Annotated in this window: 12 protein-coding genes; 8 read left to right on the plus strand and 4 right to left on the minus strand. The window is 40.1% G+C overall.

Going from position 1 to position 14,250, the window contains the following annotated elements:
* Nucleotides 1-29: 29 nt before the first annotated feature.
* Nucleotides 30-590 (minus strand): DNA-3-methyladenine glycosylase I, encoded by a 561-nt coding sequence (locus ABN256_RS11605; protein ID WP_196554376.1) that lies wholly within the window; start codon nt 588-590, stop codon nt 30-32.
* Nucleotides 591-827: 237 nt separating this feature from the next.
* On the opposite strand from ABN256_RS11605, the gene glyQ reads away from it, so the two are divergent.
* Both glyQ and glyS read left to right on the plus strand, forming a co-directional pair.
* A complete protein-coding gene (gene glyQ / locus ABN256_RS11610) occupies nt 828-1,733 on the plus strand; it encodes a glycine--tRNA ligase subunit alpha (protein ID WP_004246832.1) in 906 nt (301 codons plus the stop codon).
* A 9-nt stretch (nt 1,734-1,742) separates the two neighbouring features.
* Entirely contained in the window at nt 1,743-3,815 is a 2,073-nt protein-coding gene (gene glyS, locus ABN256_RS11615; RefSeq protein WP_115351126.1) for a glycine--tRNA ligase subunit beta, read from the plus strand.
* Between the two features lie 80 nt (nt 3,816-3,895).
* Here the strand turns inward: glyS and ABN256_RS11620 are convergent, their stop codons facing one another.
* Nucleotides 3,896-4,336 (minus strand): selenium binding protein, encoded by a 441-nt coding sequence (locus ABN256_RS11620; RefSeq protein WP_196554377.1) that lies wholly within the window; start codon nt 4,334-4,336, stop codon nt 3,896-3,898.
* A 179-nt stretch (nt 4,337-4,515) separates the two neighbouring features.
* Nucleotides 4,516-5,802, minus strand: coding sequence for a YidR family protein (locus tag ABN256_RS11625; protein ID WP_349439486.1), 1,287 nt, complete (start codon nt 5,800-5,802; stop codon nt 4,516-4,518).
* 136 nt (nt 5,803-5,938) lie between these two features.
* On the opposite strand from ABN256_RS11625, the gene ABN256_RS11630 reads away from it, so the two are divergent.
* The 6 genes from ABN256_RS11630 (at nt 5,939) to recG (ending at nt 12,787) form a co-directional block, all read left to right on the plus strand.
* Complete coding sequence (locus tag ABN256_RS11630) at nt 5,939-6,556, plus strand: trimeric intracellular cation channel family protein (RefSeq protein ID WP_072068818.1); 618 nt, start codon at nt 5,939-5,941, stop codon at nt 6,554-6,556.
* Nucleotides 6,557-6,860: 304 nt separating this feature from the next.
* The gene (gene gmk / locus ABN256_RS11635; RefSeq protein WP_072068819.1) at nt 6,861-7,484 is read left to right on the plus strand and encodes a guanylate kinase; all 624 of its coding nucleotides are present in this window, start codon (nt 6,861-6,863) and stop codon (nt 7,482-7,484) included.
* A gap of 54 nt (nt 7,485-7,538) precedes the next feature.
* Nucleotides 7,539-7,814 (plus strand): DNA-directed RNA polymerase subunit omega, encoded by a 276-nt coding sequence (gene rpoZ / locus ABN256_RS11640; protein ID WP_006534607.1) that lies wholly within the window; start codon nt 7,539-7,541, stop codon nt 7,812-7,814.
* A 29-nt stretch (nt 7,815-7,843) separates the two neighbouring features.
* A complete protein-coding gene (spoT, locus tag ABN256_RS11645; protein ID WP_072068820.1) occupies nt 7,844-9,970 on the plus strand; it encodes a bifunctional GTP diphosphokinase/guanosine-3',5'-bis pyrophosphate 3'-pyrophosphohydrolase in 2,127 nt (708 codons plus the stop codon).
* Nucleotides 9,971-9,972: 2 nt separating this feature from the next.
* Complete coding sequence (trmH, locus tag ABN256_RS11650) at nt 9,973-10,695, plus strand: tRNA (guanosine(18)-2'-O)-methyltransferase TrmH (RefSeq protein ID WP_197269788.1); 723 nt, start codon at nt 9,973-9,975, stop codon at nt 10,693-10,695.
* Nucleotides 10,696-10,699: 4 nt separating this feature from the next.
* Nucleotides 10,700-12,787: an ATP-dependent DNA helicase RecG gene (gene recG / locus ABN256_RS11655; RefSeq protein ID WP_349439488.1), complete on the plus strand. Its 2,088-nt coding sequence runs from the start codon at nt 10,700-10,702 to the stop codon at nt 12,785-12,787.
* 149 nt (nt 12,788-12,936) lie between these two features.
* Here recG and gltS read toward each other — a convergent pair whose 3' ends face one another.
* Nucleotides 12,937-14,151 (minus strand): sodium/glutamate symporter, encoded by a 1,215-nt coding sequence (gltS, locus tag ABN256_RS11660; protein ID WP_072068823.1) that lies wholly within the window; start codon nt 14,149-14,151, stop codon nt 12,937-12,939.
* Nucleotides 14,152-14,250 lie beyond the last annotated feature (99 nt).

Raw genomic sequence — 14,250 nt, forward strand, 5'->3', positions numbered from 1 at the left:
ACATTTTACTTTTTATTGGTGTTTTCACTCTATTCTTTACGACAAAAACAAGAAAGAATATGGTCATTCACCATACCAACAGCTTGCATAAAAGCGTAGCAAGTTGTTGTACCAACAAATTTAAAGCCTTTTTTCTTTAACGCTTTTGCCATCTTATCTGAGATTTCAGTAGACGCAGGTACTTGGGATATATCATCCCACTGATTAACAATTGGTTTATTATCAACAAATTGCCAAATAAACTGGCTAAAATCGTCACCTTGCTCTTCCATTGCCATAAAAACACGCGCGTTATTAATAATGGCATTAATTTTTCCTTGATGACGGATAATCGCGGGGTCTTGTAATAGAGCTTCAACATCTTTCTCTGTCATTTTGGCTATTTTTTCAGGTAAAAAACCAAAGAAACAGCGACGATAACCCTCTCTTTTTTTGAGTACGGTATACCAAGATAGCCCGGCTTGCTGGCCTTCAAGGCAAATCATTTCAAAAAGCTTGTATTTATCTCGTTCAGGTTTTCCCCATTCATCGTCGTGATATGCCAAATATTCAGGATCATTGGTTACCCAATCGCAACGTTGTTTACTCATTCACTCATTCCTTGTTATCAATAACTTTCAATAGCATTACTTATATACTGTATAAATATACATGTAAATAGGTGAAAAAAAATTCAATCTAATTCTTTGAGCATAGTCATAAAGTCAATTAAAGGATTATTTTTTTGATCGAGGGAAAATTGCCCGCATTCCTTGCTGTATATCTTTCGTCTAGAAGGTATACTGAAACCTTTCTTTTTATTCTATGTATCGCCATGCGGATATAACATGCAAAAGTTTGATACCAAAACCTTTCAAGGTCTTATCCTGACACTACAGGATTACTGGGCTCGCCAGGGCTGTACCATTGTCCAACCATTAGATATGGAAGTGGGTGCCGGCACATCACACCCAATGACCTGCTTACGAGCATTAGGGCCAGAGCCTATTGCTGCGGCTTATGTACAACCTTCACGTCGCCCAACTGACGGACGCTACGGTGAAAACCCTAACCGTTTACAGCACTATTACCAATTCCAAGTTATCATTAAGCCATCACCTGATAACATTCAAGAACTGTATCTTGGCTCTTTAAGAGAGTTAGGTTTAGACCCAACTATCCATGATATTCGTTTTGTAGAAGATAACTGGGAAAACCCAACACTCGGTGCTTGGGGCTTAGGCTGGGAAGTTTGGCTCAACGGCATGGAAGTCACGCAATTTACCTACTTCCAACAAGTGGGTGGATTAGAGTGTAAACCTGTTACAGGCGAAATTACTTACGGTTTAGAGCGCCTTGCCATGTATATTCAAGGCGTAGATAGCGTCTATGATTTAGTTTGGTGTGATGGACCATTAGGTAAAACCACCTACGGTGATATCTATCATCAAAACGAAGTTGAGCAATCAACCTATAACTTTGAATATGCTGATGTAGACTTCTTGTTCTCTTGCTTTGAACAGTATGAAAAAGAAGCCCGCGAGTTGTTAGAGTTAGAAAAACCTCTGCCTTTACCTGCCTATGAACGTATCTTAAAAGCAGGACACACCTTTAACTTATTGGATGCACGTAAAGCTATCTCTGTGACAGAGCGTCAGCGTTATATTTTACGTATCCGTACTTTAACCAAAGCGGTTGCTGAAGCATATTATGCTTCTCGTGAAGCGCTTGGTTTCCCTATGTGTAAAAAGTAAGAGGCTATCATGACAACTGAGACTTTCCTCGTGGAAATCGGCACGGAAGAATTACCGCCGAAAGCGCTTCGTTCTTTAGCCGAATCTTTTGCTGCTAATTTTACTGCAGAGCTGGACAACGCCAATATCACTCATGGTGATGTATCTTGGTTTGCAGCACCTCGCCGTTTAGCCATTAAAGTAGCTAATATGGCGAAATCGCAAGCAGATAGAACCATTGAAAAACGTGGTCCTGCAATTGCTCAAGCATTTGACGCTGAAGGTAAACCAACCAAAGCAGCTGAAGGTTGGGCAAGAGGTAATGGCATTACTGTTGACCAGGCAGAACGCTTATCAACAGATAAAGGCGAGTGGTTATTTTATCGTGCAGAAGTAAAAGGTGAAGCTGTTAACCAATTACTGATTGGCATGGTAAGCACAGCATTATCCAAATTACCAATTCCAAAATTAATGCGCTGGGGCGATAAAGAAACTCACTTTGTACGTCCTGTTCATACTGTCACTTTATTATTAGGTGATACTGTTATTGATGGTGAAATTTTAGGTATCCAAAGCGATCGTATTATTCGTGGTCATCGCTTTATGGGTGAAGCTGAGTTCACTATTGATAATGCAGATCAGTATCCTGAAATTCTTTATGAGCGCGGAAAAGTTATTGCTGATTACGAAACGCGTAAATCAATTATTCTTCATGATGCTCGTCTTGCTGCTGAAAAACTTGGCGGTATCGCAGATTTAAGCGATAGCTTAGTGGAAGAAGTCACTTCATTGGTTGAATGGCCGGTTGTGTTAACAGCAAAATTTGAGGAAAAATTCCTTGCCGTTCCTGCTGAAGCACTGGTTTACACCATGAAAGGTGACCAAAAATACTTCCCTGTTTATGATAAACAAGGTGGGTTGTTACCTAACTTTATTTTCGTCACTAATATTGAATCTTCTGATCCACAACAGATCATTAGTGGTAACGAAAAAGTAGTACGTCCTCGCTTAGCTGATGCAGAGTTCTTCTTTAAAACTGACCGAAAACAACGTTTAGAAGATAACTTACCACGCCTTGAAACCGTATTATTCCAGAAAGATTTAGGCACACTGCGTGATAAAACAGACCGTATTCAAGCATTAGCTGGCTTTATTGCGAGCAAAATGGGTGCTGATGTTAATAAGGCAACCCGTGCAGGTTTATTGTCAAAATGTGACTTAATGACCAATATGGTGTTCGAATTCACAGATACTCAAGGTGTTATGGGTATGCATTATGCACGTCATGATGGTGAAGCCGAAGAAGTTGCTGTTGCACTAAAAGAACAATATCAGCCTCGTTTTGCAGGCGATGAATTACCTTCTAATCCTGTTGCTAGCGCCCTCGCTATCGCAGAGAAGATGGACACACTTGCGGGTATTTTCGGCATTGGTCAACATCCGAAAGGGGATAAAGATCCATTTGCTCTACGTCGTGCATCATTGGGTGTTTTACGTATTATCGTTGAGCAAGATTTACCGTTAGATATTGAAGAATTAACGCAAGAAGCTGTTCGCCTTTACGGTGACAAACTGACGAATAAAAATGTCGTTAGTGATGTAGTTGAATTTATGTTAGGCCGTTTCCGTTCTTGGTATCAAGAATTAGGTTACAGCATTGATACTATTCAAGCTGTATTAGCACGTCGTCCAACACAACCTGCTGACTTCAATGCTCGTGTTAAAGCAGTAACTTATTTCCGTACATTAGAAGAAGCCTCTGCGTTAGCAGAAGCCAATAAACGTGTTTCTAATATTTTAGCAAAATCTGCTAACGTAAAACTGAATGACACTGTTTTAGCTTCCGTATTAAAAGCACCAGAAGAAGTTCAATTAGCGGCGAATCTTTCTGTATTACAAGATAAGTTGGCACCATTATTTGCAGAGCGTAAATATCAAGAAGCATTAGTTGAACTAGCTTCATTACGTGATGTGGTCAATAACTTCTTTGATAAAGTTATGGTAATGGATGAAGACGAAGCGGTTCGTATCAACCGTTTAACTATGTTAAGCCAATTACGTGAACTATTCTTAAAAGTCGCGGATATTTCTGTTTTACAATAAAGAATAGAATATTGTTTGAAATAAAAACCGATACTCTTATAGGGTATCGGTTTTTTATAAGCATGAAAATAGACACTTAATTATAAATCTCTTAACTCATAGAGTCGTTCTGATAATTCTTTATTTTTATCTATAAAATAAAATAAAAAATCTTCTGTAATATATTCTTGTTTACCATTGCTGTATTTTGTCGCTAATATTTGATTATCTTCATCATCAGAAACATCACAATCTTCTGCACTAACTTGATATGAATGTACTAACCTATTTCTCATTTCCATGACTTCATAAAATCGATCAGCTATTTCGAGACCTGATATTTGATTAATCGTTTGTTTTACATCATCAAGTAACTGTCCTGTTTCTTTATCAATAAGTATATGCCAAGAATATTTTTTATCTAATCTTAAGATGTTTTCTATAACAAAGTTATTATTTGAATTAAATACACAAAAACAAGTTCCGAGTAATTCTCTATACTTTTTAGAAGGCAAAGCTTGCGTTGTATATTCCTCATACATAATATTTATCCCCTTTAATAATGAACAAAATAAAATCCATTCTATTTTAATTAATTATTAACTTTGAAAAATATCATTTTTCATTAGGGACCTAACTTAATTTTTATTTAGAACATCAAGAAGTTTTTTATTAAAATAAGAGTATTAATAATGATATTAATACTCTTATTTGTTTAATATTAAATTCCAGTCTCTACTGTAAATATCTGGCGATAACCATCAACATCACGCATAAATGCAATATATTGGTCATTCGGAGAGAATACGACTGCATCACTACTTGGTGCTTGTGCTGTTTTTTCTGTTAATCGTGTTAGTTCACCCGTTTTTGCATTACATAACATCACACTGTTATCACAAATAAAGGTGATATATTGTCCGTTACTATTCCATGTAAAGGCTGACTGAATATCCCAATTCTGAGAGGTAACTTGTTTTATCTCTTTCGTACTTGGCGAGACTGTATATAACTGCACAACACCACTATCATCTTTCATTAAAAAAGCAATGGCATCACCTTTTGGGGAGCTTCTTAGCCAGTGGCGAGGCTGATTTAAAACACCTGCGTATTTTCTATTAGCTGTATTTGTTAGCCGTATTTGATAAATACCTTTAGCCACCGCTGGCATTGTTGTGTCAGTTCCTGCCAATGGCTTATCACCTTCAATACTGAAAGCGTGATTATCATCAGGTAAATCCACTAAAAAAATATCAGAAACTTTATCGCCTTGTTCACTCACAGTATCGCCAATAAAAGCAATTGCCCAGCGTTGTTGTGAACCATCAGCCTTTGTATAGCCCTGAGTACCAACCCAGCACTCTTCATAAGCTTTATTAATTTCGTCACTTCCCTTTTGTGGGTGAGCAACAGTTTGGCTTATTACAGTGCAAAAATATTCACCATCATATTCACGAGGATGTTTTTTAGCGACATTTACCGCTTTTAGTGGCACAGCAACCGCCACATTACGTTGATCATATTCACTACCCAATTCATGCATAATATGATCGTTATATGTAAAACTTAAACGTAAACCGTCAGGGCTAAATACATGAACATGAGTCCCCCCACGTAATGCACCAGCTTGATATGGGGAGGTCAGTGAACATGCATCGATATTAAAAGCACGATTTTGCGCTGACTCATCAACAATCACTCCGCGACGATGATGAAAATCATAATGCCATTCATCATCTGGATTTTCAGGCCCATGAATAAAAGCATAACGCACAGGTTCAGTTGGGCATACTGTAGCCACACCAACATATGCTCCTTGTGTTGCAGTGTAAATTATCTGTTGCTGTTTTGTTTTCGCATGAATTTTTTCTATGGTTAGACCTGTAAAAGATCCTCCATTGGGACGTACATCATAGACTAACCACTGGCTATCTGGTGTCCAAACATTTATATTGGTTAACTGATGATGACGGCTATCAAACGTAATCTGGTGTTCCTGAAAAGACATATTTATCCTTATCGGGAAATAAATTTCCACATTATAAAAACTAATTAATTTTACCTGGCACTAAAAAAATTCAGTCGAGACTTTTTCGCAAGGTAATTACTCTATCCTCACTAAATAGTCAGAAAATTAGAAAATCATGTTACTTAGTGTTCTCTATATTATTGGTATTACTGCAGAAGCCATGACGGGTGCGCTTGCTGCTGGCCGTCGTAAAATGGATGTTTTTGGCGTAATTATTATCGCCTCTGCAACTGCCATTGGTGGTGGCTCTGTCAGAGACATTCTACTCGGCCATTACCCACTGGGTTGGGTAAAACACCCTGAATATATCGTCACTGTTGCATGTGCTGCTGTTATCACCATGTGGGTTGCCCCCATGATGAAACACTTACAGCGACTCTTTCTTATCCTAGACGCCATCGGTCTAATGGTTTTCTCTATTATCGGCGCACAAATCGCACTCGATATGGAATATGGCCCAATTATTGCTGCTATTGCCGCGGTGATTACAGGGGCTTTTGGTGGTGTATTAAGGGATATGCTCTGTAATACCATTCCTTTAGTTTTCCAAAAAGAAATTTATGCCGGTATCGCTTTTGGTGCTGCGTGGCTTTATATGGGATTACTGTTTTATACACCATTACCAAGAGACGTTATTATCATCATTACCCTTGTTGCTGGGTTAACGGCTCGACTTCTCGCTATTCGTTATAAATTGGGCCTACCTGTCTTTAATTACGAGAATCAAGATTAACGAATCGCTGTTTTAACAACAGCGGTTATTTTTGATTCTGTGGGGTATCTCAAAATATAATTTCTTTTCACTATTATGATAAAAGGTAATTCCTATCACTGAGCCTTTAATTGTATGTTAATATTGGCATAGTTTAATTTTTCTCTTATTTTCTAATTAAAAAAGAGAACGTAATAAGAAAAAAATATCCCTGTATTAAACATGGGCACTGTATGTCATTCATTGTATGTGTATACTATATGGGGGATTTGCTCCCTAAACATGTATTTATACTTAATTCTCCAGTCAAATTCAGAAAGTCATCATGATCCAAGGAACTCTTTATATTGTTTCCGCTCCAAGCGGTGCGGGTAAATCAAGTCTTATTCAAGCGCTGTTAAAAACACAGCCTTTATATGACACGCAGGTTTCTGTCTCCCATACCACTCGCCCTATGAGACCGGGAGAAAGCCATGGTGAACATTACTTCTTTGTCACTGAAGAAGAATTTAAAAGCATGATAGAGAGTGGCGATTTCCTCGAACATGCTTGTGTTTTTGGTAATTACTACGGTACATCCGGCAAAGTTATCAAAGAAATCTTAGCCAGTGGTGTTGATGTTTTTTTAGATATTGATTGGCAAGGCGCACAACAAGTGCGTAAAGCGATGCCAGAAGCTCGTAGTATTTTTATTCTGCCACCGTCAAAAGAAGAGCTTTACCGCCGACTTCGTGGACGTGGCCAAGATAGCGAAGAAGTGATTACAAAACGTATGTCACAAGCTGTATCAGAAATGGAGCATTTTAATGAGTATGATTATTTGCTGATTAATGATGATTTCAATACTGCGCTTGCTGATTTACAATCAATTATTCGTTCAGAAAAATTACGCCTTGATCGTCAAACGCTACGACATGGTGATTTAATCAGCAAATTATTGGCAGACTGAGTTAACTTTCAGTATTATGCCCAGTCATTTCGTTAATGGTGGAGTAACACAAATATGGCACGCGTAACCGTTCAAGACGCTGTAGAAAAAATTGGTAACCGTTTTGACCTCGTTCTGGTCGCAGCACGTCGTGCGCGCCAGTTACAAGTTGGCGCTAAAGATCCTTTAGTTCCAGAAGAAAATGATAAAATGACTGTTGTCGCGCTACGTGAGATCGAAGAAGGCCTGATTAACGGTAAAATTCTTGATGCTCGTGAACGTCAAGAGCAGCAAGAGCAAGAAGCAGCAGAATTACAAGCTGTTTCAGCGATTGCGGAAGGTCGTCGTTAATCGTTTTATAAAATAGGGGTAGGTCTGCCTTGTACCTGTTTGAAAGCCTGAATCAAATCGTTCAAAAATACTTGCCATCGGAGCAAGTTGAACAACTTAAAAAAGCCTTTATCGTCGCCCGAAATGCCCACGAGGGACAAACTCGTTCAAGTGGTGAGCCTTATATAACTCACCCTGTTGCGGTTGCGTGTATTCTCGCAGATATGCGATTAGACCACCAAACGCTTATGGCGGCGTTGTTGCATGATGTTATCGAAGATACGCCTGCAACCTTCCAAGATATCGAAAACCTATTTGGTAGTACGGTGGCCGATCTTGTTGAAGGTGTTTCTAAACTGGACAAATTAAAGTTTAGAGACAAAAAAGAGGCTCAGGCTGAAAATTTCCGTAAAATGATTATGGCGATGGTAAAAGATATTCGCGTCATTTTAATCAAACTGGCAGACCGAACTCACAATATGCGCACACTGGGTTCATTACGCCCAGATAAACGTCGCCGTATTGCTCGCGAGACACTCGAAATCTATAGCCCTTTGGCACATCGTTTAGGTATACATCATATCAAAACAGAGCTTGAAGAGCTGGGTTTCGAGGCGCTACACCCTAATCGTTACCGTGTTATAAAAGAAGTTGTTAAGGCTGCTCGAGGTAACCGCAAAGAGATGATTAATAAAATCCTCTCTGAAATTGAAGGTCGCCTAACAGAAGCGCATATTGAATGCAAAGTTAACGGTCGCGAAAAACACCTCTACTCTATCTATCGCAAAATGTTGCTAAAAGAGCAACGCTTTCACTCGATTATGGATATCTATGCCTTTCGCGTTATCGTGAAAGAAGTTGATACCTGTTATCGCGTATTGGGTCAAATGCACAGTCTTTATAAACCACGTCCGGGGCGAGTTAAAGACTATATTGCCATCCCTAAAGCCAACGGCTATCAATCTCTTCATACATCACTTATTGGCCCTCATGGCGTGCCAGTTGAAGTGCAAATTCGTACTGAAGATATGGATCAAATGGCTGAAATGGGGGTTGCAGCTCATTGGGCTTATAAAGAGCAAGGTGAACAACCGGGCACAACCGCACAAGTAAGAGCTCAACGCTGGATGCAAAGCCTACTTGAATTGCAACAAAGCGCGGGTAGCTCATTTGAATTTATCGAAAACGTAAAATCAGATCTTTTTCCTGATGAAATCTACGTTTTCACTCCAGAAGGTCGCATTGTTGAATTACCAACGAGCGCGACTCCTGTCGATTTTGCTTATGCTGTACATACTGATATTGGTCATGCGTGTGTGGGCGCAAGAGTTGATAGACAACCTTATCCTCTTTCACAATCGCTACGCACAGGACAAACAGTTGAAATTATTACTGCTCCAGGTGCACGACCGAACGCAGCTTGGCTAAATTTTGTCGTCAGCTCAAGAGCTCGTTCTAAAATTCGCCAACTTCTGAAAAATTTAAAACGTGAAGACTCTATTAATTTAGGTCGCCGTTTATTGAATCACGCTTTAGGTGAGCATAAGCTCGCTGATATTTCAGCCGAGAATATTGAGCGTGAATTGAAGCGAATGAAGCTCCATTCCATTGATGACTTAATGGCTGAGATTGGCTTAGGTAACACCATGAGTGTTGTTGTCGCGCGTAATTTATTAATTGATACTCAAAATCAAGATGATAACGCACCAACAAATGCAACTAATGATGAAACACCTAAACTGCCAATTAAAGGTGCCGATGGCGTATTAATCTCCTTTGCTAAATGTTGTCGCCCTATTCCGGGTGATCCTATCGTGGCACATATTAGCCCAGGAAAAGGCTTAGTTATTCACCATGAATCTTGCCGTAATATTCGTGGCTATCAAAAAGAGCCTGAAAAATTCATGCCTGTCGAGTGGGATAAAGAGATCAACAGTGATTTCATTACTGAAATTAAAGTCGATATGATTAACCACCAAGGTGCATTAGCAAACTTAACCGCTGCAATTAATGATGCAAACTCAAGTATTCAAAGCATGAATACTGAAGAGAAAGATGGCCGTGTTTATTGTGCTTTTATTCGCTTAACAGCGAAAGACCGAATTCAATTAGCCAATATCATGCGCAAACTTCGCATCATGCCTGACGTTCTGCGCGTTAGTCGTAATAAAAATTAGCCATGAATTCAATTCGATATGCCCGCATCTGCCAAATGATGGCGATGCGGCAACCTGACCTGACAGTTTGCCTTGAAGAAGTACATAAATCTCATAATGTGGCAGCTGTTATAAGAACAGCTGATGCCGTGGGTATTCCTAAAATTCATGCTATTTGGCCTGAAGAAAAAATGCGAATGCTTGTATCACCGGCAGCAGGAAGTAACAGTTGGGTCAATGTAGAAACGCACCCCTCAATCGCTGATGCCATAGGTACCTTTCGTAATCAAGGTATGCAAGTTCTTGCGACACATCTCTCAGATAAAGCCGTCGATTTTCGTGAGATTGATTACACTCGCCCAACTTGTATTATTATGGGACAAGAAAAAACAGGTATCTCACAAGATGCGATAGCGCTTGCCGATCAAGATATCATTGTTCCTATGATGGGTATGGTGCAATCATTGAATGTTTCGGTTGCCAGTGCTTTAATTTTATATGAAGCACAACGACAACGTCAGACTGCAGGTATGTATAATCGAACAGAGAGCACCTTGACAGAAGAACAACAACAAATTCTGCTATTTGAAGGTGGATATCCAGTCTTAGCAGAAGTTTCTCGTCGAAAAGGCCTGCCTCGCCCATACATTAATGGTCGTGGTGAAATTGAAGCACCTGACTCATGGTGGGCAGAAATGCAAATGACACAAAAGCAACTTAGGAAATTAAAAAAGACGGAGTATTGATCTCATGAAAGGAAAACTGCTTGATGCAATCCCCTTAACCACTCTTCACGGCGTAGGTGCAAGTCAGGCAGACAAGCTGGCAAAAATAGGGCTTGTGACTATTGAGGATTTGTTACTCCACCTTCCTTTGCGTTATGAAGATCAAACACACCTCTATGCTATTAGCGATCTTCTTCCCGGTATTCCTGCCACTGTCTCAGGTGAAGTATTAAGAACCGAAGTCAGTTTTGGGCGACGAAAAATGATGACCTGCCAAATTTCTGATGGCTCAGGTATTTTAACGCTTCGCTTTTTTAACTTTACGGCAGCAATGAAAAACAACCTTGCTCAAGGTAAACAAGTCACCGCCTATGGTGAAGTAAAGCGAGGAAGCCGAGGCCCTGAAATTATCCACCCTGAATACAAAATTAAAGTGGCAGGTGCTGAGGTTAAATTGCAAGAAACACTCACCCCAATTTATTCCACAACCGAAGGCTTACGCCAAACATCATTGCGCAAACTGATAGAGCAAGCGTTAGAATTACTTGATACCTGCGCTATTAATGAATTATTGCCTGATCAATTTATTCATGGTTTACCCCCATTAGCAGCCGCATTACGCACTTTACATAATCCGCCTCCCGATATCGCCTTCGCAGAGCTTGAAAAAGGGCAACACCCCGCACAAAAAAGGCTTATCCTTGAAGAGTTACTGGCTCATAATTTAGGCATGCTGAATGCCAGAGCGGGTGCGCAATCTTATCGTGCAGAACCGCTGTTTATGCCAAGCACTTCCACATTACGCCAGCAATTTCTCGCAATGCTACCTTTTACTCCCACAAATGCTCAGCAACGTGTCGTCAATGAAATTGAAAATGATTTAGAAAAAAACTACCCGATGATGCGACTTATCCAAGGAGATGTAGGTTCAGGTAAAACACTAGTTGCAGCATTAAGTGCATTACGTACCATTGCAAATGGTAAGCAAGTGGCGTTAATGGCTCCAACAGAATTATTAGCAGAACAACATGCATTGACATTTAGAAAATGGTTCGAGCCTTTTGGTATTCAAGTGGGTTGGTTAGCTGGAAAACAAAAAGGGAAAGCTCGCGAAGCACAACAAAACGCCATTGCGAATGGTGAAGTTTCTATTATTATTGGCACTCATGCTATTTTCCAAGAACAAGTAAAATTTCACGCCCTTGCCTTAGTCATTATTGATGAACAGCACCGTTTTGGAGTGCATCAACGTCTTGCTTTATGGAAAAAAGGTGAAGAACAAGGTTTTCACCCACATCAATTGGTAATGACGGCAACACCAATCCCACGAACACTAGCAATGACTGCTTATGCCGATATGGATACTTCTATCATCGACGAATTACCTCCCGGACGGACACCAGTAACCACGGTTGCCATCCCCGATACTCGTCGTAATGATATTATTGAGCGTATTAGGCTCGCCTGTACAGAAGAGAAGCGCCAAGCTTATTGGGTCTGTACATTAATTGAAGATTCCGACGTACTTGAAGCACAAGCGGCTCAAGTAATTTATGATGAACTTACACTCGCACTTCCTGAAATTAAAGTTGGACTTGTACATGGTCGAATGAAACCTGCTGAAAAGCAAGCTGTTATGACGGCATTTAAAGAAAATGAGTTACATCTTCTAGTCGCAACAACCGTTATCGAAGTTGGCGTTGATGTACCTAATGCCAGTTTGATGATTATTGATAACCCTGAAAGACTAGGCCTTGCACAGTTACACCAACTACGTGGCCGAGTGGGTCGAGGTGCAATTGCCTCTCATTGTGTTTTACTTTATAAAACACCACTGACGCAAACTGCACGTTTACGATTACAAGTATTAAGAGATAGCAATGATGGCTTTGTCATTGCCCAAAAAGATCTCGAAATTCGTGGCCCAGGCGAACTTTTAGGTACCAAACAAACAGGTAATGCGCAATTTAAAGTGGCTGATTTATTACGCGACCAAGGGCTCATTCCTGAAGTACAACGTATTGCTCGTTACTTACATCAACACTACCCTAAGCATTCTCAAGCCTTAATCGAACGCTGGTTACCTGCTAAGACACAATATAGCCAAGCATAAGATCACTCTTTGCATCGCCTTAGTATGTCGTTAAATGCGGTTTGGCGTGATATTAAAATAGAACACGCCATAAAAAACACCCCAATGCTGAAAAACAACGTTGGGGTGCGATTTAATACAGAGATATTTCTCAAGTTACAACAGTAAAACTATCCCGCTATAGGCGTAAAGAATGGTAGCAGTAGATACAGTTTAATCACTATCGCATTCACAATATCAATAAAGAATGCCCCTACCATTGGCACAACTAAGAACGCAAGATGAGAAGGACCAAAACGATCCGTAACGGCTTGCATATTAGCAATCGCCGTTGGCGTTGCTCCTAAACCAAAACCACAGTGACCCGCTGCCAAAATCGCCGCATCGTAGTTTTTACCCATCACACGGAATGTCACAAAAATAGCGTACAACGCCATAACACCCGCCTGAACACCTAGAATAACCAGCATTGGGATCGCCAGTGAGGCCAGTTCCCATAATTTCAGGCTCATTAATGCCATCGCTAAAAATAACGATAAACTCACGTTACCTAAAACTGATACCGCTCTATCAAAAACACGATAGAAACCAAGCATTGAGAGGCTATTACTTAAAATAACACCAATAAATAGGACACATACAAAGGTTGGCAATGAGAATGCAGTGCCTTCTAATAATTGAGAAAGGAATGTGCCCGCCATTAAACAGATAGAGATCATCGCAATAGTTTCTAACAATACCATTGAAGTAATCATCCTACCTGTGGTGGGTTTCTCAAACGCCGTTGGCATTTCATGATCGTCAGTACCAAGTCCTGGTGTTGGAATATTTTTGATTAAGTAACGCGCAACTGGGCCACCAATCAATCCACCTAAAACCAGACCAAAGGTTGCACACGCCATTGCGACTTCAGACGCACTCATGAAACCATAACTTTCAACGAACGTTTTACCCCAAGCCGCCCCCGTACCATGACCACCCGATAATGTAATCGAGCCTGCAAGTAATCCCATTAAAGGATCAAGGCCTAACATTTTCGCCAATGCAATACCGACTGTGTTTTGCACTAGCAACAACCCAACCACAACAAAGATGAAAATAAAAAGTGCTTTTCCTCCCGCTTTTAAGCTCGCGAGGTTCGCGTTTAAACCGATCGTTGCAAAGAAGGCTAGCATTAATGGATCTTTAAGCGAGAGGTCAAAACTCACTTCCCAATCCATAAAAGATTTAAATGCTAATAAAAGAACTGCAACAAGTAGCCCACCTGCAACAGGTTCTGGGATCGTATACCGTTCTAAAAAAGGAACAGATTTCACTAACTTACGTCCGATCAAGAGAACCAAAGTGGCCGCAACCAGCGTGCCATAAACATCAAGATGATACATTTATGTACCCCGTCTTATTTGTTAATTTTATATAAAAATACTACGACGCTAAGTTCATCCATAAACAACGCCAAAAGCAGGTATCCCCGATTAGAAAAA

It is taken from the genome of Proteus sp. fly-1008, from assembly GCF_040140305.1.
GTDB lineage: Bacteria > Pseudomonadota > Gammaproteobacteria > Enterobacterales > Enterobacteriaceae > Proteus > Proteus vulgaris_B.